The organism is Legionella sainthelensi (assembly GCF_900637685.1).
Taxonomy (GTDB): Bacteria; Pseudomonadota; Gammaproteobacteria; order Legionellales; family Legionellaceae; genus Legionella; species Legionella sainthelensi.
On sequence record NZ_LR134388.1, the window covers coordinates 3655782 to 3680625 of the forward strand.

Below are 24844 nucleotides of genomic sequence, written 5' to 3' on the forward strand. Positions count from 1 at the left end.
CTTATCCTATATTTCTTTTAATAAGGATAACTGAATCTATAAAAATTCACCATTAATTAACCCCATAAAGAGCATAGGTAGAAAGTTTTAGTTATACTATTGAAATATGGAATATTTATGCAATACATAAGGAATATAGAGATGATCAAAGGTTCTGAACTCCTCATCGCGGCCCTGGAAAACGAAGGCGTAGAACATATTTTTGGAATTCCTGGTGAGGAAAATCTTGACGTAGTCGAAGCACTTCGCAATTCTTCAATCAAACTCGTGTTAACGCGACATGAACAAGCAGCGGCTTTTATGGCGGCAACCTATGGGAGGTTAACAGGAAAGCCAGGTGTCTGTATCACTACACTTGGTCCTGGCGCTCTTAATCTTACAACCGGAGCCGCTTATGCCCTACTTGGTGGGATGCCAATGATCATGATTACCGGACAAAAAGGGGTATTATCCTCGCATCAGGCACGTTTTCAGATGGTGAATACGGTAGCGACAATGCAACCGCTGACTAAAATGTCGCGTCAAATTATCTCGCCGTCTATGATTCCTACCCTAGTGCGAGAAGCGTTTCATCTCGCGCAAGAGGAAAGCCCAGGTCCAGTTCATTTAGAACTTCCTGAAGACATTGCTGCGGAGAAAAGTAAAAAATTCCCCTCATTCCACCTCATCCGATTGAATACCCCATCGCGAGCGAGAAAGCCCTAAATCGCGCCGCGGAAATGATTATGCAGGCTAAACACCCTTTAGTCATGCTCGGTGCTGTAGCTTCACGACCAAGAGCAACTAATGCTCTTGCCGAATTTATTGTGCGTACCCAACTACCCTATTTTACGACGCAAATGGGTAAAGGAACTGTTTCTGGAGCAACAGAATTATACATGGGCACTGCAGCACTCTCCGCTCGAGATTATGTGCATGAAGCCATAGAAAAAGCAGATCTCATTATTACGATTGGACACAGTACCGTAGAAAAACCTCCTTTCATCATGGAACAATCAAACCTTAAAGTAATCCATGTAGGATATCAAACAGCTACCGTGGAACAAGTGTATTTTCCACAAGCAGAAGTTATTGGTGATATAGGTCCATCATTGAAATTACTCGCAGATAAAGTTGAAGGAAAAATTCCTCATGCAAAGGCGCTTCTTCCTTTACGGGAAGGTATTTTGAGTAACATTGCAGCCCGGGCTACTGAAAATCGATTTACCCCCCAACGAATGGTACATGATGTCCGACAGGTAATGCCCCATGATGGAATTCTTGCACTGGACAATGGCATGTATAAAATTTGGTTTGCTCGAAATTATCGCACGCAAATGGCCAATACCATTTTGCTCGATAATGCGCTAGCAACGATGGGAGCTGGCCTTCCTTCAGCAATTATGGCTTCTCTGTTATATCCTAATCGTCGCGTGATGGCTGTTTGTGGTGACGGTGGTTTTATGATGAACAGCCAGGAATTAGAAACCGCGGTGCGACTTAAATTAAACTTAGTGGTGCTCGTTATAGAAGACAATGCATTTGGCATGATCCGCTGGAAACAAGCCGTGGATCATTTTCCAGATTTTGGTATGACGTTTAGCAATCCTGATTTAATCAAATATGCTGAATCCTATGGAGCACGTGGAACAAGAGTCGAAACCATTGAAAGCTTTCAATCCATTCTTGAAAATGCATTCACTACTGGAGGAGTTCATCTTATTGTTTTCCCAATTGATTATTCAGAAAATAAACGTGTTCTTGTAGATGAATTGCAACAACGACTACCACCTGCTAAATAGGAATGATGATGAAAAAAACTCTGCAAATAGTGCACGCTTTTGACCGCTCATTAATCATCGAAATTCCTACTGATGATGCTCAAGCCCTTGAAGTAAAACTTAATACGGCTATGTCGGCGCTAAAAAATCGAGATGACTGGCTCAAGCCGCATGAGCGAATAAAAATATTAAGGCATACTGCTCAATTATTAGCATCTCAGCAGGAACGATTCGCAAAAATGATTGCTCAAGAAGGGGGAAAACCAATTACTGATGCAGCAATTGAAGTGTCTCGTGCTGTTGATGGCATCAATAATGCCGCTGACGAATTACGCCACTTTGCTGGTAAAGAAATTCCTATGGGGCTAACGCCTGCAAGCGAGCATCGCTGGGCTTTTACAATCAAAGAACCCATTGGCGTTGTCGCTGCTATTTCCGCTTTTAATCATCCATTAAATCTCATTGTGCATCAAATAGCTCCAGCAATTGCAGTAGGATGCCCGGTGATCATTAAACCTGCTGCACCAACGCCCTTATCCTGTTTAGAATTTGTTAAGTTATTACGACAGGCTGGCCTTGAAGAACCCTGGTGTCAAACGCTTATTACAGACGACAATAATTTATCAGAGCAATTAGTAATCGATAAACGTATCTCATTTTTAAGCTTTATTGGTTCTGCTAAAGTAGGTTGGTACTTACGCAGTAAACTTGCCCCGGGAACTCGCTGTGCTTTGGAACATGGAGGGGCAGCACCAGTGATTGTGGATCGCAGTGCTCACTTGTATCAAACGATTCCATCACTAGTCAAAGGCGGATATTACCACGCAGGCCAAGTGTGTGTTTCGGTACAGAGGATTTTTGTACACCAAGAAATTGTCTCCTCATTCATGGATGAGTTTATTAAGCAGATCAAGAAATTACGCGTTGGAGATCCTCAATTAAAGGAAACTGATGTTGGACCCCTTATTCATCCACGTGAAACAGATCGGGTTCTTTCATGGATCGATGAAGCAGTAGAAAAAGGAGCTCAATTATTTGGTGGCGGACGTCTTTCTGAAACAACGCTAATACCCGCCGTATTATTCAATCCCCCTGCGGACACTAAAGTATCGCAATTAGAAATTTTTGGCCCAGTAACCTGTGTTTACGAATATGATAATCTCGATCATGCCATCAGTGTCGCAAATTCATTACCTTTTGCTTTCCAGGCTAGTGTATTTTCTGAGAATTTAGCGCCTGCACTTAGAGCAGCAGAAGGGCTAAATGCCTCTGCAGTGCTTATTAATGATCACACTGCTTTTCGGACCGACTGGATGCCTTTTGCTGGATTAAATCAATCAGGTTATGGGATCGGAGGAATACCCTCAACCATGAAGGATATGTCGCAAGAAAAAATGATTATTCTAAACCGAAAGTCATCTTGAGGATAAAACGAACTTATCTATTCAGAAGTTTGGCTTGTTTCTCGGTGAATAGGTGGAGTTGAATTTGGGTTGCGCTAAATAAAATTTTCGGTACATAAGGTGTAAACACATACAAACTGACACTTGCCCATTTATCGGCTAAATCAATACAATATCTGAGGCAGGTACTTTAACCTTGTCCTCAGATATATTTTTAATCGTTTTTTCCAGTTTATTGGTTAGTTCCAGTACCACCACCAGTTCCTGTTCCGCTATTCCCACCGGCTCCAGGTTCGTTATCAACACCACTTCCTGTTCCATTATCTACACCAGTCCCAGCCCCACCATTCACGCCAGTTCCAGCTCCATTTCCAGAACTACCGCCGACCCCACCTCCACCACCTGCGCCACCCGCACCTCCAGCACCACCTACTGCGTTTGAGGTTGAAAAAATAAATAATGTTAATAAAGCCAGTAATATCCTTTTCATCATTATCTCCTTATCACAAATTAGAGCTATCTAAGCTTACGTAAGACAGAACAAAAGAAACAGCTTATGGAAAATAAGAATATGAGATCATTTTTATTTGTCTCACTTTTTATTGTAGATCTATTTGTATAAAATTTGACAAATCATTACCCCAAAAGTTAAAAGTCTTGAAGGGATAATAACTAAAATAATTATCAATCTGTTTTTTCTAATTCTTGTACTATTTAGAAATTAAGCTCAAACCAGTAACAAGATAATTAGAATCAGAAGCAGTAAACCCACTCCACCGCTTGGATAATATCCCCATTCTCTGCTATAGGGCCATCTAGGCAGCAAACCGATTAAAAGTAAAATTAATATAATAAGTAAGAGTAAGTGCATCATTCAATTCCTTTTTTAAGAAGGCTCTAAGCGCAAAATGAGTATTTTGGCTCTCATCGCTATTAACCTTTACAAAGATGGACTTTGTATTCCCTTAAAAATATTAAAGTACATAAATCAGGATTTGTAAAGATTGAGGCATCTTTATTAGGGTTTGTTTACATTTACTCCCCAGATACCGTACTGCCATTAAATTAAGGAAAAAAATTTGAAAATAAAGGAGATTTTACCTAATATTTTCTTAATAATTGATAAGTATACTGGCGCCGAAACAAAAGCCTTGGAGAAATATTTATGTCCGCAACTAAATCATTAACCCGTTTTTATGGTTCTTTCTTTTTGAAATGTGGCGAAGTAGCCATATATCCTTATTTATTGACCATGGGCGCTTTCATTGATTCTAAGCCAAAAGAAGAAGAACTTATTTTAGGAATCGGTGTGTGTCTCTTTTTATCAACAGTTGTTCCGATTTTACCAGCTATTACCTCGATAACATTTGCAATTGCTTCATTTGGCATCAGCCTTGCGCTCGCATCAATGTTTGTCACATATCCTGTCGCATTAATATCCGATGCATTAGACTCTACTCCTTCAGAGCATTACATGGCAATTTAAGAGTCGCGCTACCAGCTCAACTGAGGAGCCTTCCTCAAAAGAGCCGTCTCTTGATCAGCTCTTTTACTACGCCCCGCGGATTTTCCTGGGGCTAGTAATTGAGGCAGTACCTACTTAGTCCAAAAGAAAGGGGCTCCAAATAACCCATCAAGTAATTAAGGCAAGGCAAAATGCCAATTCAATGCCCTAGATAAACCTTCCAACATAATTTCACCCCGGATGCTATTTCCTTTCGCATTAACTTTTGGACTTAATACCACAATACCCGCTTTTCCAGGTACAACTGCAATCGTATAGCCAGACACCCCGCTTTTAGCAGGCATCCCAGTTTTGACCATATGAGTACCCGTTTCGTCATATAAGCCACAAGTTGCCATTATGGCCAAAGCAATCTTACACGTTTCAGCAGAAATAATTTGCTCGCCACTCTCAAAATTCACTCCCCCATTCGCGAGCAAAGTAGGTAAGAATAGCATTTGCTCTAACTTTGCTTCATAAGAACATAGAGTGAAATACAAATCTAATGTTTCCTGAATATCAGCACCAAGATTATTTCGGCTCTTTAAAATATACGCTAGTGCGCGGTTACGATCACCAGTTCGTTTTTCTGAGGCAAAAACCAACGGATTAATGCTCAGGCGTTGATTAAATAATTTTCGCACCCAATTCTCTAACCATCGAAATTGTTGCTCGCCATTGCCAGGAATGTGAGAACATAAAGTGATAGCTCCGGCATTCAACATAGGATTTGATGGTTTAGGACCGAATTGTTCTAAGCGAGTAATTGAAGCGAAATCATCACCAGAGGGTTCAACTTTGACCCATTCAAACAATTGCTGCTCACCATATTCCTCAAGGAGCCCTATCAATGGGATCATTTTGGCTGTACTTTGCAACGTTACGGGATGAAGCGTGCTATTACTATAAGAAAGATATTCTTTGCCGATTGGTTGCACAGCAATCGCTGTCAATTCTTGATTCACATTGGCAAGTTCGGGAATGTAATCCGCCGTTTTACCTTCCTGGTTTAATGCAGCAATGCGAACCAGATCTTCTAATAAGCTGAGTGTCAGTAATTTTGAGGCCATAAAACTCTTAAAACAAAAAATAATTCATTATGCTAAATTTAGCATATGAAGCAAATAAATTTGCAGAATGTGCGATTTTATTTTGATAAAACACACTTATCAAGAGGCAACCAACGCCGCGATAAAGCGCGGCATGCAGTCAGAACCGCTCCAAACACATCTGAGATCTTTACTTTATATAAAATAGTTAATCGCAAAAACTGCAGATACGAATTTAGAGGAATTAGGGCCAGTTACAGAAAACCATACGCCACCAATAACACCTAAGTTTGAGGTAAAATTATACTCAAGGGCAGGAGCCAATGAAACTTGTTCATTAGACCCCCCTCCTACACCCGCCGTTGCAGTACCTCCGGGAGTGAATCCAGGGTTACCCTCAAATTGACTTTCTGGGCTATGTGCATACAAAGCTTCAAAAACAGGTACCCAATTTTGGGTTAATGTATATTCAATAGCAACATCAACAGAATAAGCATTTTTGAGTTTTACTCGACCTTGGGTCTTAGAGCCGCCACCGAAAACATTTGGACCATGGACAGTAACATCACTGAATTTTACGCCAACCAAGCTCAATCGCGTTCGTAAATAATGCTCGTTTTTTAATTGCATCAATTTTTGGAAATTAAACCCAAAAAGTGTTTGAAAAGCACCTAATCCCGTCTGATCAGTCCCCAGCTTCTTAGGATCTAAATTTTCGTAACGTCCCGTAGGAAAAACTTCTTGTACCACAAAACGCAAATCAGGAAGCCAAGAGTTTTCTTGTTGTCTCAAAACCTGCATGCCTAAAGCTAAACTGTAGTCACCAATGCCATTCCCGTGCACTCCGTTAACCCAACTATAATCATAAGGAATAGAGGTTTGTAAGTCTAAAAAACTCGCAATTCCCACACTAATAATTGGAACCCCTTCAACATTTCTATATCCTTTAGGATAGCCAGTAAAAAAACCATAAGGCTCAATATTAACATGCCCCAGGGGTATTGTTTTACCTGCTGGCGCGAGCAAAGGCCCAGTAAACCAGGGACTTGCGAACGCTATATTCACCACAGATAATAAAAATATGAGTCTTATAAAGTACATAGTGAGTTGATCTCATTAAAAGTTAGAATTTATAGGGTTTATTGACACTCTTTGATCGGGATCAAATTGTCAACAGCCCCCCTTAGTTTTTCCTAATTAAAGGCGCTTATTTTCAACGTATATTTATAAATGTTCCGCAGGAATTGACTAGACGTAAATCATTTTTTCCATGCTGTCAACTGCTTTTAATTATCAATTAACCGACACCTATCAAATAGATACTATTTTTTACAATTTAGCGATTGTTCCTGTTGATAAAGGCTATTTTTGACTTCATGTAAATAGGCCACCACATTTTCAAATTCCTCTTGATTAAAAGAGAAATCAAAATAATTTGAAACCTTGCTTGCCAAATCATAAAACAATTCACACATTTTGAATAATGAAGTCCACATATTTTTTAAATCTGCATCAACATAGGTCTGTAAAAATGCGTGCCATACTTTAGGTTCAAGATAGTTTTCAATGTATTTTCCATAAACACCTACCGATTTATTAAAACCTGTTTCAATTCCTACATACCAGATTAACATCCGAATGAGTTCTTCTTTTACTACCTGCTCTGAAACATATTTTGTGTAGGTGATCTGTTTTCTCCAAAGTCCCTTCGCTACATAAGTGCTGACCCATAAAAATTCATTACAACAATCAAAAAAATCCTTTGCTGTAGGCGGTTTTGGTAAATAATCATTATCTGAAGGTGGATCAAAAGAATTAATTAACTGATCTTTATCAAGCAATAAAATACTTTGACTATCCTGGGGCATCGTTTTGAGTTGATTGATGTGCAATAAAGTGAGATCTATTCTATTCCAATCCTTAAATTGCATTAAATAAACATATTTATTTTTAGATTGAGGCCAGTTTCCATCCATTTCCTCAGGCATTTGCATGATGAGTCGCTCACCAAATTGATTCATCCAATTTTTATCATCAACAATTGACACCACATCCGTGACTAAATATACGATATCATAATCTTGAAAAATATCCTTTTTTGCAGATGGGCTTGCTCTTGAGCCGTTCATAATCACCGCTCTGATTCGTTCATCATTTTTTGCTACTTGGACAATGAGGTTCAGCATTGTTTTTTCATTACGTCTGTTTTTCATAGTCATTGAATCATATCTTGCTTGTTAAGAGAGATGTCTTAAGGCATTGTTTTTATAGATCTATTATTATAACTTATTCTAAAAAACTAATCTGCTCCTCCTCAAAATATTTGCACACTCTAAGCAAAAGCGTGGGTGCGGTTCTTATTCCCCATGATGGGCTTGGATTTATGCAATTGAAGCTTATCTGGCTATGTTGTATTCTGACCCTAAGAACATAATTTTTTTTCTCTCTTAGAGTTAGAGAAGTGATCGTCAATGGCGCTAGTTTGGGAACAAGGAACAGCAATGACTGCAATTAAATTATTTAAGAGAATTACTGTAATTATCTATTTTTTAGGAGCCACCTTACTTCTCGGCTCTTGTGCAAAAAACTCAAATCCTAACACTCAAAATGTGGGTGTTGGAGAAGAGTATGGCAGTAGCGATTATGGATGGCGCTAATTTCTAATTTCATGCTATTTTTAAATTAAAAATCGTTGAGAACTTAATTGAGTACTAAATATTTTAGCAAGACAAATGAGAAATATCTTCAAGCCATTTGTCGTGCTATCGAGAAAATTGCCCAACCACTCTTTGAGTCTTTTGACCTAACTTTTTTTTCATATCGTTTATCTGTAGGGGATAAATTCATCCTGCTCACCAATAATTACGCATGGCTGAAAAATTGTATAGACAAAAATTACGTCAATTATCTTCCTGTAATGCAGCCTGAACATGATTTTATCCTCTGGGACGGCCTTCCCAAAGACAGTCCTTTGATGACCATTTTGAAAGATGCGCGAGAAAATTTTAATATCGCTCATGGTGTGACCCTCATTAAGAGCTATGATTCAAAAGAAGAGCACTTTAACTTTGCTACTATGAATTACAATGATGGAATTAATAACTTCTACATACAGCATCAAGAGATTTTAGAGCGCTTTATTCTTTATTTTAAAGACAAGGCAAAAAAAATTATTGAGGCCGCATTGGATCATGCCATTTTTTTGCGTGATTTAGGCATGATAAAAAATGCACTAAAGCAGCAAGAATTTTATCGTGAAATTGATTACTTTATAGAAAATACGCAAATCAAGTCTATTTCAATTAATGTAGCAGGAAAACAACTTGATCTGAATTACACTTTAGCACATACAGGATATTATTTACTTCAAGGTTTGAGTTACAAACAAATCGCAAAAGCATGTTATGTTTCGGTCAAAGCCGTTGAAAAACGATTGGAAAAATTAAAAGACATCACACATACCAGCAATAAAAAAGAACTCATTGAATTTTTAAAAAGATCTGATATTAAAAAATTCTTGATCTTGCTTTACTAAAAAGGTCTCGCCACAAACAAAAGCTTGGGTGGATAAAACTTTTTAGACAATAAGCAACAGTTTGGCACATCCCTCTTTATTGAGTAGCAGGTTAAAAAACAGCGATGAATTAAAGATCTGTTGACACTTCATCGTCCAAAACACAACGTCCAGCGGCTTGTCCTCGAGATCCACAAATCTTGGTGAATATATAAATCTATTGCTCAAAACAGCTCTTTCTGACGCCTGCGGACAAGCCGCAAGACGTCAAGAGCTGAAGTGTTACCCTGAGTTTTAGTTTAAATTAAACCCTTGGGTGAGTTTGCTGGCACTTCTGGTTTTAGATTTATTCCTGCAGTATCCTCTTGCTGCTGCGCGCGCTCTAAGGGAACATCTCTACTGATTCTTGCTTCTCTAAATGTTTTATCTAACATTGCATGTTTTAAACATTCTAAAGTCGCAGATCCCGGCTTAAAATACATTCCTATATTTTGACGGACATCGGGTGGAAGTTTTTTTAAAACACCTGCGGCTTGCTTATAATCCTGTCTCTCTAAATACTCTTCGAGTATGGACATATTATCCCATTGTTCTTTACTGAGCGCTTGCCATCTCATATCCATTTCAGAGTCACTGTCATAAGCATCAAATATTGGTTTAGATACATTACTTAAAGTAGATTGGTAGGCCAAATTAACCAAATGATCCGGAGTATCCATAGTAAATTTTGCTAAAGCATTTTCAATCCGCTCCGGTGAAGCTCCCTCATTTCGTAACTCACCCTTCGTTTTTTCATGAATTCGAGCAAGCTTCTCTTCTTTAGAAACAGACATTTTCTTATCTTTCGCCAATAGTTGCTGCATCATTTGGGCTTGATTAGAAACTCCCGTTGCCAATGTCAGTCTTTCATTTTTTGATGCTTTAATTTGCTCCTCTGCTTTTTTGCGTGCAGAAGGAGAATCAGAGTCTAGCGGTTTCATCATCCGTTGCTGCCTCTCTTGTTCCATTTGTTTGTTGACTAACTGTTCACCAGCAGTTATTGCCGCTGTAATCTGCTTCGCTTTTTTGCCATCTGATACCCCTTTTGCGCCAAGCCCAGCTGCAATTAAAGCAGTCACTCCAGCAGCAATACCTAAAGGAGGCAAAAAGACTATTGCTAACGCAATTAGCGCTACAGTTGCAACAGCCGCAACCACAGAAGATATTTTAAATCCAGTGCTTTGTTTACTTTTTGAAGCAGCCATTGCCTCAGTCGCCAATTTCAAATCATTAAGCGCTTGCAGCTTTAAAGAAGCATTTGAATTAGAGTCTAGAGCTTGATTCGTTGCTTTGATTAATGGCTCAATAGGTTTATTTGGATTTTGATTCAGTTCATTGATTAGTTTAGCCTGCATCACGTAAGGGCTAGTATAAATTACGTAAGTAAATTCTCCCTCGCTATTTTTAGTTCCCTCCACGTAAGGAAATTCTTTTGCAAGTTGATTCGTGAGATTATTTTTGGACTTAATCATTACTCGAGACACGTTATAAATATTTTTCTCAAGTGATATTGAGTCCATCTCAATGCTCAATCTGGAAATTTTTTCATGGAATCCATCCAGATAATAATTTTCAGGAAAAATACATTCCTGAAAAGTATCACTGGCCAGCGCAGCAGCGACCGTTACGTCGTGCCGTTTGGCAATACGGCCTGTTTGCTCATCGATAATTTGTGATTCCAATCGAACTATTTGCCCATTTTTAAATGTAAATCCACCATCCGTACAATCATATTCTTCACGGGAATTAAAATTGTTATTCACTGTACCATTATGATGGAACCCATCATCAAGAGGAGGAAGACGGCGATTAAAATCACCACAAAAGAAATGATTTGTAGATTCCAGTAACGTTTCAATTACAACGGGCTCTCCTTCTAGAGCAGTAGTTGCATGAGGGATATGACCATTGGAGACAGTAATAGTCTCACCTTGATAGATAAAATTTGTGGAACTAATTTTATTTTTAGGATTTTCTTCAGCTTGTTCATCCGCTAAATCAAGCTTGCTCATATCCCATATAGTGGCTATATTTTTACCAGAACCCGAAAATTTAACTCCCCAACCGTCCCCTAATTCTTTTTTCAATCTATTAGCAAAATCTTCTGTAGTTTCCTGTAGTAAAAGAATTGGGTTACCGGACATTGCTTGATTTTTTAAAGTTTTAATCAGTCTTTGCTCGCGCTCAGCATGCATTCGACCCATAATTTGCCTGGCATCATTACATTGTGATTCGTTTGCTTCTTGAAAGCTTTTAAGATTATATTTTTTCTCAACAACCCCCTTCCACAAACTGCTTTGCACGGTGTTATCTTTATCACGAATGTTATTAACCATTAAGGGACCGGTTAATGCTACATTGTAAGTGACTAAATCAAGTGCATTGCCTTTTTCAGTACTACAACTAATTTGTTGTGGTTTATGATCGGAATATACGTCATCCCAAGTCGACGTCTGAGGATGGTCGATAAAATCTTTAAGCCTTAAATCAGACCTATTTTTGGGATGAACATAAAAAGGTAACAAATGTGGTGTTGCCACCGCCTCTGTTGGGATCTTAAAGTCATGATTTTTAAAAACCCCTAAGATAGACTTTACGCGACCATCTTTTTGAGCTTGCGACAATTGGACCAGCCATTTTTCTTGTTCCATCAATAATGTTAGTTCCGATCGCTGAACCTCATTTTTTGATAATTCAGTCAATATACTATTAAATCGAGCAAGATTATTTAGCTGAGGGTTTGATAAATAATGATCAAGAGCATCTTTAAGATCTTTAATTGTAGCCATACAACATAAAACTCATCTTGATGGGGATGCTGCAAATTATAACACTTATTATTAAAAAAATTAGACATTTTGATCAACTTTTTTCAAAAATCAGTGTCTTGAGTCAATCGACATGCTGATTAGAATGCGTTTTAGTTACGGTTCCAAAACAGCAACAAACGTCACCAAACCTCGGAGTCTTTCGCATTCCGTTAATGACTTTCCCACGTCCACTATGAAGTAAAGCTCTACTGTAGTGTTGATACCCAATGGATAATTTTCGAAAATTTTTTTATAGACTTACATATAATGATTCAAGGTGATATCTTATTCCTTAGCTTTAGGTCGCCCATGTGAAATAGAGCTTTTATGCAGATATTGCATTTACACATGGTTTTTTAACACTGAAACTCAACCATTGAGCGTAGATAGTGAAGAAAAGCAGGCTATTTTGTCTGGCAACAAACCTAAAAATATAATGAGATTTGTCGAATTCTAATTATCCTGGAAAAAATAGAATTCATAAAAATAATAGTATTTCTCCAAAGATCATACACATAGGTTAAGGAACAAACATGGCATGGTTTTATTTATTTCTAGCAGGAATTTTGGAAGTAGTATGGGCCGTAAAATTAAAAGATACTGAAGGTTTTTCCAAGCTTTATCCTTCGCTCATAACCATTTTTGCCATGGTGTTAAGTTTTGCATTCCTGGCTCAATCATTAAAAACATTACCCATTGGCACTGCTTATGCAATTTGGACAGGGATAGGGGCCGTTGGTGCTGTTATTTATGGCATTTATGTTCTAGGAGAACCTACTTCATTCATTAGAATTGGCTGCATTGCTTTAATCATCATTGCTATAATTGGGTTGAAATTATCTCATCATCCATAAGTAATGGGCACTTTTTTCATAAATACTCAACAAAATTCTCATTATCCATGACATTCTGAGATCCTAGTCAGTTTGTGTCATTTTTCTATTGATAATTCCAAAAGTGAACCAAAATAGTATGCATTTAAGGGTAGTAACCTGCAGCATACTGCAAGTATAATATAGAAAATTTGTGTCATTTTGATCAAGTCATAGAAGCAGTATGAACAATCCTTTAATAAAATATCTGACTCTTGACAATAACCCATTTGATTGAGAATAATTGGTAATAATCAATAAGATATAAGTTTTAAGGATCTTAAAGATAATAGGGACGTTTCTGAGGTAATCAATTTAATATATGAAAATTTTAATTACTGGTGGTGCAGGGTTTATTGGTTCAGCAATGGTACGCTATCTTATTGAGCATACAACGGATACAGTCATCAATGTAGATAAGCTAACCTATGCTGGGAATTTAGAATCGCTTAATGACATTATCAACGATCCACGTCATATTTTTCAACAAGTCGACATCCGCTCTCATGATCAAATAAATCATATTTTTTCTACATTTCAGCCTGATGCTATCATGCACTTGGCAGCAGAAAGTCATGTAGATCGATCTATTGATGGCCCCTCTGAGTTTATTCAAACCAATATAATCGGAACTTATAACTTGCTTGAAGCGGCTCGGGATTATTGGCAATCATTGCCAAGCAATCGACGAGACTCTTTTCGCTTTCATCACATCTCTACAGATGAAGTTTATGGTGATCTGGATAACACAAATGAACTCTTCACAGAAATTACCCCTTATGCACCAAGCTCTCCTTATTCGGCAAGCAAAGCAAGCTCCGATCATTTGGTAAGAGCATGGCACAGAACTTATGGGTTACCCACAATAATCACGAATTGTTCTAACAACTATGGTCCATACCAATATCCTGAAAAACTAATCCCAGTCATCATTCTCAACGCGCTAGCTGGAAAAAGTTTACCAGTCTATGGCAATGGAGCTCAAATTCGAGATTGGCTGTATGTCAATGATCATGTTCGTGCTCTTTACTTGGTTTTAAAAAATGGCATTATTGGTTCGACCTACAATATCGGCGGGCACAATGAGAAACAAAATATTGAAGTGGTTCATACAGTTTGTGAGTTATTAGAAGAATTAGCTCCCCAAAAACCATCCCATATCTCTTCGTATAAAAATTTAATTACATATATTAAAGACCGTCCAGGCCACGATCGGCGCTATGCCATTGATGCAACAAAAATTCAACACGAATTAGGATGGAAACCCCAAGAAACCTTTGAATCAGGAATGAGGAAAACAGTAGCGTGGTATCTCGAACATCAAAATTGGTGCCAGACAATTTTAAATAAACTACAACAAAAACAATCAAAAGTTATTGAAAAGGAATTATCAGCATGAAAGGAATTGTGCTCGCAGGAGGCTCCGGAACACGTCTTTATCCTATCACCCAAGGCATTTCAAAACAGCTGCTCCCTATTTATGATAAACCTATGGTTTATTATCCTCTGTCAGTCTTAATGCTAGCAGGAATTCGTGAAATTCTGGTAATTACTACTCCAGAAGATTATCCAGCATATCAACGACTTTTAGGAAACGGAGAACAGTTTGGCATACAGTTACACTATGCCTTACAGCCCAATCCAGATGGTTTGGCTCAAGCCTTTATTATTGGCCAAGAGTTTATAGGCCAAGATAATGTATGTTTGGTACTTGGTGATAATATATTCTATGGCCATGGCTTTACCAGACAGTTGCGAGAGGCTGCTGCCCGCCAAACAGGCGCCACCGTCTTTGGCTATCCGGTAAAAGATCCTGAGCGTTTTGGTGTCGTGGAGTTTGATGCTCAAATGAGAGCCATCTCTATTGAGGAAAAACCTAAAAATCCAAAATCACACTATGCCGTGACTGGGCTTTATTTTTATGACAATCAAGTAGTAAACATCGCCAAACAAGTAAGACCATCTTATCGAGGTGAATTAGAAATATCGTGTATTAATCAGTTTTATCTTGAATGCGGTAATCTACAAGTAGAATTGCTTGGCCGTGGATTTGCCTGGCTTGATACAGGAACCCATGAGAGTCTTTTAGAAGCGAGCTCTTTTGTACAAACGATTGAACATCGTCAAGGATTAAAAATTGCTTGTTTAGAAGAAATCGCTTATAAAAACAGTTGGATAAGCAAAGATATGCTTGAGGAGATTGGTAAAAAACTTAGTAAAAATAGTTATGGGACTTATTTGCTTCAACTAGTCGATCAAAACGATAAGAAGCCAATTAAATTTGATGTGGAACAATTGGTGGTGTGAAAAAACAATAACACATTAAACCTACATTAAATCCTCATACAGAAGAATATCACTTACCTTCCGCAAAACCAGAAGACCTGTTCTTAAAAAAACCGTCACCTTCCGCGAAAGCGGGAGGCCCAACATCTAAAACTCCATCACCTTCCGCAAAACCAGAAGACTTGTTCTTAAAAAACGTCGCCATCCGCGATGCGACAAGCTATTGGGTATAGGCTGCAATTGGAAATCCCATCAGTGACTGCAAAGATAGATTGGTGATATGATAAATCGTAAATTCCCCATGTTGATTCCTAATCAGGTGCTTAAAATTAACATGGTTATACAGTTTCAAATCCTGAAGATTCAACGGTGTCACTCATTCGCCCATCCTCGAATTTAGATGATTAATTAATGAACTATCTTTGAAATAAAAATACATAAATGCTATTATTAATACAACCAAATCGTAAATTGAAATGATTTTTCGGAGGATACATGCCAACAGCACTAAAAGAAGCAATCGAGGTGCTTGCGGCGGCAGCTCAAGCCAAAAAAGAGGCGGAGCTAATAGCAGAGCAAGCAGCATTTGCACTCCTGGAAGCACCAAAGCCCACAAAAAAACTAGAAAATGCATTAAAAGAAGCTGAAGAAAATCAACGTGTCGCAGAAAATAAAGAGCGTGAAGCTAAAGCCACATTAAAAAAAATAGCACTTAGTGCTCCAGAATCAGAGTTCGCATCAGAACTAAAAGAGTCTAAAGAAGCATTAGACTCCGTCCAGGAAGAAGAGCTGGAAGCACTGAGCAATGATGTAGAATTAACATCCGAACAGCAGGCGCATGCGGCAGGAGTCTATGCAGTGCAGGATATACTGGAGTCAGTACATACCCAACGTGAGCTAATTGCGCAACAAAGAACGCAAGTAGTACGTGCACCAACATCAGTGACATCAATAGCATCACCATTATTTGAGCAATTGAAAGGGGCTATTTCAGGCTTTTGTAGCGCTATATCCAATTTTGCGAGCAAGTGGTTTTACAAACAGGAGCAACAAAAAGAAGAAACCCGAGAAGACAACAGCCCTAAGCTGTGAGCACACAATGAATAGAACGCATAAGGATAACAAATGAACAATATGAATGATGTTACTAATCTATTGAGCTCTTTAGAACCTGAATTTAATGACTTTCACAATTTAATTAAAGATATGGCATTAGTTGATTCTTCTTACAAAAAAGAATTTACCTATATGAAGGTTTTGGTAAATAAAGGAAAATCTACACCCAATTTTACACGAAAGATCAATTTACTCATTAATGAATTAAACCATTTTGGAGAAGTACTCGACAAAATAGCTGAGGATGATGAAGCACGAGAGTCGTATGTTAAGATGGGGCTCTTAGATAAAAGTGTCGCTTTACAAAAAAGAATATTGAGTAAATTTTCGTAACGCCATCGTATAGGGTACTGTTTACATGTAGTAGTTCCAACTTGATCTGACAGTTACCGGTTTTTAAGAAGTGTCTGTCAGGTCAAATTTAGTTTATAAATTTTTCCATCCAGAATTGTTTACTCTCTATCAAAGTTTGCATTGGAGTACGTCCACAACACATTTTACCCTGATGAGTACGTTGATTATTATAGTAATCCATCCATTCGTCCAGATCTTTTTGCAATTCATCGATTGATTCGTAAATTTTCTTTCGGAATGTTACTTGATAAAACTCCTGTAAAATCGTTTTATGAAAACGTTCACAAATCCCATTTGTTTGAGGTGAATTTGCTTTTGTCTTTGTATGGTCAATGTTATTAATTGCCAAATAAAGCTGATAATCATGCTGTTCTACCTTGCCACAATATTCAGTACCCCTATCTGTTAAAATACGCAGTATAGGTAAATCGTGTTGTTCGAAGAAGGGTAAAACCTTATCGTTCAGTAAATCTGCTGAAGTAATTGGCGTTTTAGTCGTATAAAGCTTGGCAAATGCCACTTTGCTATAGGTATCAACAAAAGTTTGCTGATAAATGCGACCGACTCCTTTCAGCGTACCCACATAAAAAGTATCTTGCGAGCCGAGATAACCAGGATGTGCTGTTTCGATTTCACCACATGCCTCATCATCAAATTTCTTTTTCTCCAAAGCTACGACCTGCGCTTCCGTCAATATAATTCCTTCAGAAGCTACTTTAGCCTCTAATGCTTTTAAGCGGTCTTTAAAATTGGCAAGCTCTATCGCAGGCAAATGCTACGAACTCCACTTGGAGAAACAAAAATACCCCGTTTACGAAGCTCATTGCTTGTACGAAGCTGACCATGGGCTGGAAATGCGAGCGCATACTCCCTTACCGAGAGTTCGATTGCTTCTTCTACTCTATTTTTTAGATTAGGTTTTCTTCGGCTTTGATCGAATAAAGCATCAACTCCTCCCGATTCTACTGCCGACTTATAGCGATAAAATGTATCTCTGGATAAGCCCATTACTTTACATGCCTTAGATACATTCCCTAATTCTTCAGCAAGGTTTAATAAGCCAACTTTATGTTTAATAATTTTAACTGTATTATCTATCATGAGAGTTTTCCTTTTGGTTTTGTTTCAAGTTCGCACTTCTATCAAAACCGGAAACTCTCTCTTTTTCAAGTACTTGTGTCAGATTAAGTCGAAACTAATTCAGTTTAAATAACTGTGTCCGATTAAGTTCAACTCGCCCAATCCATCGGGCGATATTTATTACCTTGGTCCACTGTTTTCTTGTCTTTCTTCTTTGTGTTGCTCCTGTTTGTAAAACCACTTGCTTGCAAAATTGGAGATGGCAGAACAAAATCCTGAAATAGCCCCTTTCAATTGCTCAAATAAAGGGGATGCTGTGGATGCCACTGATATTGATCTTTGAGATACGTCTTCTGTTGGCTTTTGTTCTGTTGTTGCGTGTGTTCGGTTTTCTCGGTGTTGTTTTAGTTGAGCTCCCGCTAATACTTTTAAATTGTTTACCATCCCCTCAAAGTTTTTTGCCTGTTGCGCAAACGTTTCTGCTAATCCAGCTGCTTGCCCTGCTTTTTTTAATTCTTTTTTAGCTGACTCTTTATTTTCTTTAGAAATATGTATCTTTGCTTGTGCAACTGCATTTTCTACTTTGGTTAATTGTTCTTTTGCTTTTAATGCAGCATCTGCAGCCTTTTTTGCTAATTCGTCTGCCGACCTAACCATGTTTTGCAATGATTGAATTTTTTCTGGTTCTATATTTGTGCGTGCTAATTTTTGTGCTGCAAGCTCCAATAATTCTTGGGCTGCTTTTGCCGCTTTTGCCGACTCCTCAGCAGCCATTGCTGCTGCTTTTGCTCGCTCTAATACACCAGACATATAGCTCTCCCAAAAATTATACTCTATATGTATTAATAATAGCATCTTTGTTTATTTTATTATCAGAAAAGTAGCTAAAAATAGACTCCATTTGAGATGAAAAAGAGCAGTAGTCTCAACGCCGGAAAATAACTCCACCATAATCACCACCACTAGGAACCCGCAGAGGAAGCACTCATAATAGGGTTCTGTCGCAAAAATTTTCCAAAATCAGGTTTTTCGTTGTTAGCTATCAAAAAAGATTAACTTTTGATAATGACCATTTCTCTGCTGATTTGTTTTTTTACCCTGTGATTCTTAAATCATAATGATTTAAAAACCCGAAAATTAACTCATGCAGATTTAAAGCAAATGCGGGGGCTAACCTTTAAAAATCCCGTGCCCCTCAACGAAAGCGCAAGACCTAACCTCTAAAGACGCCGTCACCTGCAACGTAAGCGGGAGGTCTAGCCTCAATTAATAACTTGGTATAAACCAACACCAAATTAACCGATTTTCCAAAACGATCTCCAATTCGTGAGGTGAAGAAAAAGCATCGTCCTAGTTTAATTTTAAACTAGGAGAGCAAGCGATTACTTCTGATTCACAATAGGATAACATTTTTAGAAATTATAAAAGCGTGTGCTAAGTGTTTACCACCAGAGGCAAATTCTGGGCAATGAAACCATCCACAACTTCTGGCAAATAATTTTTCCAACTTTGACAATCAATACCTAGTATTTGTTCAATTTTTGTTGTATCCAGAACCGAGTTCTTTGGCCTCGCAGCCTTAGTGACATACTCTTCTGTTTTGATGGGGCTTAAGTGGGTGAGTGGCAACATCATTCCTTTGTTCCGAGCAAGATCAATAAAAACACGCGAGAACTCATACCAATTAGTTACACCTGCTCCAGCATAATGATAAATCCCCCAATCCTTAAAAGATGAGGAGTCTATTTTGTTGACAATTGTGAGTAATACTCTGGCAATATCTCGAGCTGCTGTAGGTCTACCCCATTGATCGGCAACAACTCTTAATTCACTTTTACTGGAAGCTAATTTTAAAATTGTTTTTACAAAATTATTCCCATAAATTCCAAAAACCCAACTCACACGTAAAATAATATGCTCTTTAAGTTGGGAGGTAATAGCGAGCTCACCTGCTCGTTTGGACTTGGCATATGCGCCTTGGGGACAAGTAATATCTGTTTCATTATAGGGACTCTCTTTAGTGCCATCAAAAACATAATCTGTGGACAAATGAATTAAGGGTATCTTTTTATGGCCACAATATTGAGCCAACTGCCCTACAAATTCTGCATTGATAATATGAGCAAGCCTGATCTCCTCTTCAGCTTTATCTACAGCCGTATATGCAGAAGCATTAATAATCAGCTCCGGCTGTATTGAAGAGAGAACTGAATTCACCTCGCCAACATGAACACAGTCCAGTTCTTTTCTTGTCAGAGCAATGACTTTATGCTGTGTGGACCCAAATTGCAGAATCACTTCTGAACCAACTTGACCATTAGCCCCTATGACTAAGATTTTCATTGATACCTCGGTAAAGATTGAGGATCGATCAAGTTCAAAGGCCTAGCTTGCATATCCTTTGCTGAAAGTTGGACGTCATCATTTAATGGCCAATCAATACCAATTTCTGGATCTTGATAATTAATTGATAACTCACTTTCTGGATGATAATAATCGGTGCACTTATAAAAAAAGTCCGCCGTGGTGCTTAACACGTAAAACCCATGAGCAAAACCTTTAGGAACCCAAAATTGGCGTCTATTTTCTCCTGAAAGAATCACACCAACCCAGGAACCATAAGTAGGCGAACCAAGTCTAATATCAACGGCTACATCAAAAACTTCACCCGCTAAAACAGACACTAATTTTCCCTGAGTTTGCTGACTTTGATAGTGCAGTCCTCGCAAAACTCCTTTACGCGAACGCGATAAATTATCCTGGACAAAACTATCCTCTATCCCCAGTAGCTCCTCATACCGCTTCACTTGAAATGTTTCATAAAAAAAACCACGCTCATCACCAAAAATACGGGGCTCTATAATTTTAACTTCCGGTATTTTTGTGTCTAAAATATTCATATAACTGCCTTGTTTGTAGAATATAAAAAAGAAAAGATATCATAAAAGGATATAAAAACCGAGGGCTTAATAAGAACGGTGTTGGATTAAAAATCATAATCGTATTTAAGCCAAATCTGATAAAAAAATCATATATCAAAAAATATTGCAAACAGCCACTACTTTAAAAGCTATAAAAAAATAGCTGCCTGAGGATGGTTCATAAACTTAGTTTTACTTGAACACTAATGACGCATAACTAACGGGAGGTTTTATCATGCGCGACATTCTCTTGAGTAACAGTTGACTTAATCTTTTTTGACAGATTAAAATCATCTTATTTTTCAGGACAATACTCACTAGAAATGAGAATTTGTGAGGATGCTAAATGGATTTTTACCCGATCTTTCTCTCTGCGGTCATTGTGACACGTAACCAGCCAGAGCAAATCAAAAAAATAATAGTCGATTTTACAAAAACTTTGTCTGTCTTGGTAAGTGATTATGAACTTATCATTATTGATAATAGTTCTGAGGATAATAATGTTTCTATTCTTAAAACCCTAACGGGTCCAGATGGACTGCCTAATCTTCAGGTATATGCATTAACTAAACGAGTTGATCCTGATACAGCTTCATGGGTTGGGCTGGAAAATGCTTTAGGTGATTTTGTGGTGGTCATAGATCCATTAGTTGATGATATTGGTTTTTTACCTCAAATGCTTGATAAAGCTGTGAGTGGTTCAGATGTTGTTTTTGCAAATAATGCTCAAAAACCCAAACAAAGCGTTGCTTATCGCATTGCTAATGCAATGTTTCATCGTCTTTATAAATGGTTTAATCGTGTTAATTTAGCAAAAGAGGCACCTCAATATCGTATCTTAAGCAAACGAGTTATTAATTTTATCCTGCAACATCCGCAACCAACGATCACTTATAGACATCTACCCGCAACAGGAGGTTTTTCTCGAGTTAATCTTAACTACAGCACCCCCCCAAAAACTTCACACACGAAGCGATTAGGAGAAAGTATTAAAAGAGGTGTAAAATTATTGATCTCAACCACGCAAGTACCGATGCGCTTGGTAACTTCGCTTTCTTTATTTGGTGCAGGAACTAATCTTATTTATTCTGTGTATGTAGTATTAATTGCCCTTTTTAAGCAAGATGTAGCACCTGGATGGGTTAGCCTCTCGTTACAACAATCAGGAATGTTTTTTTTGATTTCTCTTGTTTTGTTTGTTCTCGGAGAATATATCCTCCATATGGCGAGCATTTCCAATGAAGGCCCGCTTTATAATATTGCACAAGAGTTTACCAGTTCTCGCTTACTTCGCCGTGAAAAACTGAATATTGAAGAAGTAATATCAAAACCGCTTCCCCAATCAAATAAAGTTCCAGAGGTTGTCTAAAGATGACGGCTCTAGATGCGGTTATTATCGGAGGCGGATTTTATGGATCTGCGATTGCAGTTTATTTAGCGAAGCAACGCGGTTTCAAACATATAGTTCTTGTGGAACGTGAGGATAGTCTTTTAAAACGCGCTTCTCATAATAATCAAGCGCGAGTTCATAATGGTTATCATTATCCTCGTAGCTTTACGACAGCTTATAGAAGCAGAGTTAATCTCCCCAAGTTCGTACGAGATTGGCCAAATGCAGTGAAACAAGACTTTACTAAACTCTATGCTATTGCTCGGCAAAATTCAAAAGTTACCGCAAAACAGTTTGAGCGTTTTTGTTATGAAATTGGTGCAAAAATTCAATTAGCAAAACCCAATTATAGTTCCCTATTCAATCCTCAGCTGGTTGAGCGCATATTTCTGGTTGAAGAATACGCTTTTGATACAAGTAAATTAGAAAAATGGGCTATTGAAGAACTCAATGAAGCTCATGTGACTCTGCGTTTTAAATCCAGAGTAACAACAATATCCAAAGGTTCTGACAAACTATTAAATGTTGTTGTGCAAAAAGAAAACCGCACGGAAGAACTTTTATCTGCTCATTATGTATTTAATTGTACTTATAGCGGACTTAATCAATTTTATGGGGATTATACGGGTACTCAATCTCGTCTTAAGCAAGAAATAACTGAGATGGCATTAATGAAAATGCCTTTGGAACTAGAAAATCTGGGGATCACAGTGATGGATGGGCCTTTCTTTTCTATGATGCCATTTCCTGCTTTTGGTTTGCACTCATTATCACATGTACGCTACACACCTCATATAAACTGGCTTGATCAACAAGGTATCGACCCCTATGAGCGTCTTAATAATTACGAACAGGTATCTCGTGTTGACCGTATGATTAGGGATGTGAGTCGCTACCTTCCTGCTCTAGCCAACGCTAAATACATAGATTCATTATTTGAGGTTAAAACGGTTTTAGTGAAGAATGAAAGCGATGACGGTAGACCCATTTTATTCGAAAAGCATTTAAATTTGCCAGGAATGTTTTCTGTATTAGGCGGAAAAATTGACAATATATATGATGTTTTTGAGAAATTGGATATGGAACAATTTGAGGCAATTAAACCTCTAGAACAAGTGGCGATGGAGTAATTTATGACTAATGCTTTAATTGGATTTTCTGGTTTTGTTGGCAGCACTTTATTGAAACAAACAAAATTCCACTCTCTTTATCGCTCCAATAATATGGGCACTATTCAGGGACATTCATTTAATCACGTCGTTTGTGCTGGAGCTCCCGCCCAAAAGTGGCTGGCGAACAAGGATCCAGCAAATGATTGGCAAAATATTAATTCTTTAATATCCCACCTAAAATTAATTCAGTGCCAAACATTTATTCTGATAAGCACCGTAGATGTATTTCAAAATCCCATTGAAGTTGATGAAAATTCCGTTATTGATGAAGCAGGTCTCCATGCTTACGGATTACACCGACTTCAACTGGAAAAATTTGTCGCGAGTTTTTTTCCCAATTATTTAATTGTTCGTCTTCCGGGTCTTGTTGGACCAGGATTAAGAAAAAATGTTATTTTTGATATTTTAAATAACAATAACTTACATATGATTGATAGCCGATGCATTTTTCAATTTTATCCAATGGTTAATCTCTGGTACAACATTCAACGTGCGTTGGAGTTGGGTTTAAAATTAATTCATCTTACAGCAGAGCCGATTAGTGTTAGTGATATGGTTATTGAAGGTTTTGGCAAAACATTTACTCAGACATTATCTAATCTCCCTATTCGTTATGATATGCGTACTCGATATGCTTCCTTGTTTGGTGCCTCTGGAAACTATCAATATAGCGCGCGCGAAACCATTCAAGCAATAAGAGCATATGCACAATCAGAACCTCGTCAAATACATGCTGAAACCAGTGTGATGCTATGAGACTAGCCATTTCAAATATCGCTTGGGATGCAGTTGAAGATGATGCGGTGGCGCATTTATTGCATCGTTATGAAATAAATGCAATTGATGTGGCACCTGGAAAATATTTTCCTAATCCAGCATTGGCTAAAGACGCTGATATAGCTAATGTGTTCGATTGGTGGACTACTCGTGGTATTGAAATAACGGGCATGCAAGCCTTATTGTTTGGCACAACAGGATTAAATATTTTTGCCTCCCATGAATCTCAAATTAACTTATTAAGCCATCTGACACATATATGTCGGATTGGTAGCGGATTAGGAGCAAAATATCTGGTTTTTGGCTCACCTAAGAATAGAGATCGCAGTGGGATGAATGATGATGAAGCATCTGAATTAGCATGTTCCTTTTTTCAACGTTTGGGTGATATCGCACAAACATATGGTGTCGCAATCTGTCTTGAACCAAATCCCCCCTGTTATGGTGCTAATTTTATGACAACGAGTTTTGAAACAGTACAAATGGTAAAACATATAGCCCATCCAGCGATTAAAATGCAATTTGATACAGGCGCTTTAACCATTAACGAAGAAAATCCTGATATTGTGTTAGAGGGGTGTGCGGCTTTTATTGGTCATGTCCATGCGAGTGAACCAAATTTACTTCCATTAGGGGATAGCAACACCGATCACAACCAAATAGCTATTGCCTTAAAAAAAGCATTACCCAATCATGTAGTATCAATAGAGATGCTTGCTACGCAAAATGAACCTCACATAGGGGCAATTGAGCGCGCAATAAAAACCGCTATTCATTACTATAGGGATAAATAGTTA

The 24844-nt window shown here is 38.0% G+C and carries 24 protein-coding genes and 1 pseudogene; 15 read left to right on the forward strand and 10 right to left on the reverse strand.

Going from position 1 to position 24844, the window contains the following annotated elements; translation table 11 throughout:
- Window positions 1-141 precede the first annotated feature (141 nt).
- The 3 genes from EL220_RS19305 to EL220_RS15985 are packed head-to-tail and all read left to right on the forward strand — an operon-like array spanning window position 142 to window position 3184.
- The gene (locus EL220_RS19305; RefSeq protein ID WP_232002508.1) at window positions 142-705 is read left to right on the forward strand and encodes a thiamine pyrophosphate-binding protein; all 564 of its coding nucleotides are present in this window, start codon (window positions 142-144) and stop codon (window positions 703-705) included.
- Window positions 684-1781 carry an acetolactate synthase large subunit gene (locus tag EL220_RS15980; protein WP_232002761.1) on the forward strand — a complete coding sequence of 366 codons (1098 nt, stop codon included), beginning with the start codon at window positions 684-686 and terminating at the stop codon, window positions 1779-1781. The genes EL220_RS19305 and EL220_RS15980 overlap by 22 nt, the downstream gene beginning before the upstream one ends.
- Before the next feature lie 8 nt (window positions 1782-1789).
- Window positions 1790-3184: an aldehyde dehydrogenase family protein gene (locus tag EL220_RS15985; protein WP_027271906.1), complete on the forward strand. Its 1395-nt coding sequence runs from the start codon at window positions 1790-1792 to the stop codon at window positions 3182-3184.
- 211 nt (window positions 3185-3395) lie between these two features.
- Here the strand turns inward: EL220_RS15985 and EL220_RS15990 are convergent, their stop codons facing one another.
- A complete protein-coding gene (locus EL220_RS15990; RefSeq protein ID WP_128130941.1) occupies window positions 3396-3656 on the reverse strand; it encodes a hypothetical protein in 261 nt (86 codons plus the stop codon).
- Between the two features lie 234 nt (window positions 3657-3890).
- Window positions 3891-4037, reverse strand: coding sequence for a DUF3309 family protein (locus EL220_RS15995; RefSeq protein WP_164480584.1), 147 nt, complete (start codon window positions 4035-4037; stop codon window positions 3891-3893).
- A gap of 291 nt (window positions 4038-4328) precedes the next feature.
- On the opposite strand from EL220_RS15995, the gene EL220_RS16000 reads away from it, so the two are divergent.
- Complete coding sequence (locus EL220_RS16000; RefSeq protein WP_027271904.1) at window positions 4329-4649, forward strand: hypothetical protein; 321 nt, start codon at window positions 4329-4331, stop codon at window positions 4647-4649.
- Between the two features lie 155 nt (window positions 4650-4804).
- Here the strand turns inward: EL220_RS16000 and glsA are convergent, their stop codons facing one another.
- The 3 genes from glsA to EL220_RS16015 all read right to left on the reverse strand — a co-directional run bounded on the left by glsA (window position 4805) and on the right by EL220_RS16015 (window position 7929).
- The gene (gene glsA, locus EL220_RS16005) at window positions 4805-5737 is read right to left on the reverse strand and encodes a glutaminase A (protein ID WP_027271903.1); all 933 of its coding nucleotides are present in this window, start codon (window positions 5735-5737) and stop codon (window positions 4805-4807) included.
- Between the two features lie 174 nt (window positions 5738-5911).
- The gene (locus EL220_RS16010; protein WP_027271902.1) at window positions 5912-6817 is read right to left on the reverse strand and encodes a hypothetical protein; all 906 of its coding nucleotides are present in this window, start codon (window positions 6815-6817) and stop codon (window positions 5912-5914) included.
- A 221-nt stretch (window positions 6818-7038) separates the two neighbouring features.
- On the reverse strand, window positions 7039-7929 hold the full coding sequence (locus EL220_RS16015) for an aminoglycoside 6-adenylyltransferase (protein WP_035906360.1): 891 nt from the start codon (window positions 7927-7929) through the stop codon (window positions 7039-7041).
- A 258-nt stretch (window positions 7930-8187) separates the two neighbouring features.
- Between EL220_RS16015 and EL220_RS16020 the strand changes: the two genes are divergently transcribed.
- A complete protein-coding gene (locus EL220_RS16020) occupies window positions 8188-8373 on the forward strand; it encodes a hypothetical protein (RefSeq protein WP_027271900.1) in 186 nt (61 codons plus the stop codon).
- A 47-nt stretch (window positions 8374-8420) separates the two neighbouring features.
- Window positions 8421-9251 (forward strand): helix-turn-helix transcriptional regulator, encoded by an 831-nt coding sequence (locus EL220_RS16025; protein WP_128130942.1) that lies wholly within the window; start codon window positions 8421-8423, stop codon window positions 9249-9251.
- A gap of 278 nt (window positions 9252-9529) precedes the next feature.
- Here the strand turns inward: EL220_RS16025 and EL220_RS16030 are convergent, their stop codons facing one another.
- Entirely contained in the window at window positions 9530-12058 is a 2529-nt protein-coding gene (locus EL220_RS16030) for an exonuclease/endonuclease/phosphatase family protein (protein WP_027271898.1), read from the reverse strand.
- Between the two features lie 554 nt (window positions 12059-12612).
- On the opposite strand from EL220_RS16030, the gene sugE reads away from it, so the two are divergent.
- From sugE to EL220_RS16055, 5 genes are all read left to right on the forward strand, one after another.
- Window positions 12613-12933: a quaternary ammonium compound efflux SMR transporter SugE gene (sugE, locus tag EL220_RS16035; RefSeq protein ID WP_027271897.1), complete on the forward strand. Its 321-nt coding sequence runs from the start codon at window positions 12613-12615 to the stop codon at window positions 12931-12933.
- A gap of 340 nt (window positions 12934-13273) precedes the next feature.
- Window positions 13274-14350, forward strand: a complete 1077-nt coding sequence (gene rfbB / locus EL220_RS16040; RefSeq protein ID WP_027271896.1) for a dTDP-glucose 4,6-dehydratase — start codon at window positions 13274-13276, stop codon at window positions 14348-14350.
- On the forward strand, window positions 14347-15258 hold the full coding sequence (gene rfbA, locus EL220_RS16045; protein ID WP_051544763.1) for a glucose-1-phosphate thymidylyltransferase RfbA: 912 nt from the start codon (window positions 14347-14349) through the stop codon (window positions 15256-15258). The genes rfbB and rfbA overlap by 4 nt, the downstream gene beginning before the upstream one ends.
- 474 nt (window positions 15259-15732) lie before the next feature.
- Window positions 15733-16329 carry a hypothetical protein gene (locus tag EL220_RS16050; RefSeq protein ID WP_027271895.1) on the forward strand — a complete coding sequence of 199 codons (597 nt, stop codon included), beginning with the start codon at window positions 15733-15735 and terminating at the stop codon, window positions 16327-16329.
- Between the two features lie 33 nt (window positions 16330-16362).
- Window positions 16363-16686: a hypothetical protein gene (locus EL220_RS16055; protein ID WP_027271894.1), complete on the forward strand. Its 324-nt coding sequence runs from the start codon at window positions 16363-16365 to the stop codon at window positions 16684-16686.
- A gap of 63 nt (window positions 16687-16749) precedes the next feature.
- Here EL220_RS16055 and EL220_RS16060 read toward each other — a convergent pair.
- From EL220_RS16060 to rfbC, 4 genes and pseudogenes are all read right to left on the reverse strand, one after another.
- A pseudogene (locus EL220_RS16060) lies at window positions 16750-17808 on the reverse strand (IS481 family transposase).
- A gap of 159 nt (window positions 17809-17967) precedes the next feature.
- Window positions 17968-18597, reverse strand: coding sequence for a hypothetical protein (locus EL220_RS16065; protein ID WP_027272648.1), 630 nt, complete (start codon window positions 18595-18597; stop codon window positions 17968-17970).
- A 624-nt stretch (window positions 18598-19221) separates the two neighbouring features.
- Complete coding sequence (gene rfbD, locus EL220_RS16070) at window positions 19222-20130, reverse strand: dTDP-4-dehydrorhamnose reductase (protein WP_051544814.1); 909 nt, start codon at window positions 20128-20130, stop codon at window positions 19222-19224.
- Complete coding sequence (rfbC, locus tag EL220_RS16075) at window positions 20127-20687, reverse strand: dTDP-4-dehydrorhamnose 3,5-epimerase (protein ID WP_027272647.1); 561 nt, start codon at window positions 20685-20687, stop codon at window positions 20127-20129. Before rfbC ends, rfbD begins: the two co-directional genes overlap by 4 nt.
- A 367-nt stretch (window positions 20688-21054) precedes the next feature.
- Here rfbC and EL220_RS16080 point away from each other — a divergent pair, with 367 nt between their 5' ends.
- The 4 genes from EL220_RS16080 to EL220_RS16095 are packed head-to-tail and all read left to right on the forward strand — an operon-like array spanning window position 21055 to window position 24841.
- A complete protein-coding gene (locus tag EL220_RS16080; protein ID WP_027272646.1) occupies window positions 21055-22077 on the forward strand; it encodes a glycosyltransferase in 1023 nt (340 codons plus the stop codon).
- Between the two features lie 2 nt (window positions 22078-22079).
- Window positions 22080-23228 carry an FAD-dependent oxidoreductase gene (locus EL220_RS16085; protein WP_027272645.1) on the forward strand — a complete coding sequence of 383 codons (1149 nt, stop codon included), beginning with the start codon at window positions 22080-22082 and terminating at the stop codon, window positions 23226-23228.
- A 3-nt stretch (window positions 23229-23231) separates the two neighbouring features.
- Window positions 23232-24026 (forward strand): NAD-dependent epimerase/dehydratase family protein, encoded by a 795-nt coding sequence (locus tag EL220_RS16090; RefSeq protein WP_027272644.1) that lies wholly within the window; start codon window positions 23232-23234, stop codon window positions 24024-24026.
- Window positions 24023-24841, forward strand: coding sequence for a sugar phosphate isomerase/epimerase family protein (locus tag EL220_RS16095; protein ID WP_027272643.1), 819 nt, complete (start codon window positions 24023-24025; stop codon window positions 24839-24841). Before EL220_RS16090 ends, EL220_RS16095 begins: the two co-directional genes overlap by 4 nt.
- Window positions 24842-24844 lie beyond the last annotated feature (3 nt).

Excerpts from the sequence above, each read along its gene's own strand:
- EL220_RS19305 (WP_232002508.1), top strand. The coding sequence starts at position 142 with ATGATCAAAGGTTCTGAACTCCTCATCGCGGCCCTGGAAAACGAAGGC.
- EL220_RS15985 (WP_027271906.1), top strand. The coding sequence starts at position 1,790 with ATGAAAAAAACTCTGCAAATAGTGCACGCTTTTGACCGCTCATTAATC.
- EL220_RS15990 (WP_128130941.1), bottom strand. The coding sequence starts at position 3,656 with ATGATGAAAAGGATATTACTGGCTTTATTAACATTATTTATTTTTTCA.
- EL220_RS15995 (WP_164480584.1), bottom strand. The coding sequence starts at position 4,037 with ATGATGCACTTACTCTTACTTATTATATTAATTTTACTTTTAATCGGT.
- EL220_RS16000 (WP_027271904.1), top strand. The coding sequence starts at position 4,329 with ATGTCCGCAACTAAATCATTAACCCGTTTTTATGGTTCTTTCTTTTTG.
- glsA (WP_027271903.1), bottom strand. The coding sequence starts at position 5,737 with ATGGCCTCAAAATTACTGACACTCAGCTTATTAGAAGATCTGGTTCGC.
- EL220_RS16010 (WP_027271902.1), bottom strand. The coding sequence starts at position 6,817 with ATGTACTTTATAAGACTCATATTTTTATTATCTGTGGTGAATATAGCG.
- EL220_RS16015 (WP_035906360.1), bottom strand. The coding sequence starts at position 7,929 with ATGAAAAACAGACGTAATGAAAAAACAATGCTGAACCTCATTGTCCAA.
- EL220_RS16020 (WP_027271900.1), top strand. The coding sequence starts at position 8,188 with ATGGCGCTAGTTTGGGAACAAGGAACAGCAATGACTGCAATTAAATTA.
- EL220_RS16030 (WP_027271898.1), bottom strand. The coding sequence starts at position 12,058 with ATGGCTACAATTAAAGATCTTAAAGATGCTCTTGATCATTATTTATCA.
- sugE (WP_027271897.1), top strand. The coding sequence starts at position 12,613 with ATGGCATGGTTTTATTTATTTCTAGCAGGAATTTTGGAAGTAGTATGG.
- rfbB (WP_027271896.1), top strand. The coding sequence starts at position 13,274 with ATGAAAATTTTAATTACTGGTGGTGCAGGGTTTATTGGTTCAGCAATG.
- rfbA (WP_051544763.1), top strand. The coding sequence starts at position 14,347 with ATGAAAGGAATTGTGCTCGCAGGAGGCTCCGGAACACGTCTTTATCCT.
- EL220_RS16050 (WP_027271895.1), top strand. The coding sequence starts at position 15,733 with ATGCCAACAGCACTAAAAGAAGCAATCGAGGTGCTTGCGGCGGCAGCT.
- EL220_RS16055 (WP_027271894.1), top strand. The coding sequence starts at position 16,363 with ATGAACAATATGAATGATGTTACTAATCTATTGAGCTCTTTAGAACCT.
- EL220_RS16065 (WP_027272648.1), bottom strand. The coding sequence starts at position 18,597 with ATGTCTGGTGTATTAGAGCGAGCAAAAGCAGCAGCAATGGCTGCTGAG.
- rfbD (WP_051544814.1), bottom strand. The coding sequence starts at position 20,130 with ATGAAAATCTTAGTCATAGGGGCTAATGGTCAAGTTGGTTCAGAAGTG.
- rfbC (WP_027272647.1), bottom strand. The coding sequence starts at position 20,687 with ATGAATATTTTAGACACAAAAATACCGGAAGTTAAAATTATAGAGCCC.
- EL220_RS16080 (WP_027272646.1), top strand. The coding sequence starts at position 21,055 with ATGGATTTTTACCCGATCTTTCTCTCTGCGGTCATTGTGACACGTAAC.
- EL220_RS16085 (WP_027272645.1), top strand. The coding sequence starts at position 22,080 with ATGACGGCTCTAGATGCGGTTATTATCGGAGGCGGATTTTATGGATCT.
- EL220_RS16090 (WP_027272644.1), top strand. The coding sequence starts at position 23,232 with ATGACTAATGCTTTAATTGGATTTTCTGGTTTTGTTGGCAGCACTTTA.
- EL220_RS16095 (WP_027272643.1), top strand. The coding sequence starts at position 24,023 with ATGAGACTAGCCATTTCAAATATCGCTTGGGATGCAGTTGAAGATGAT.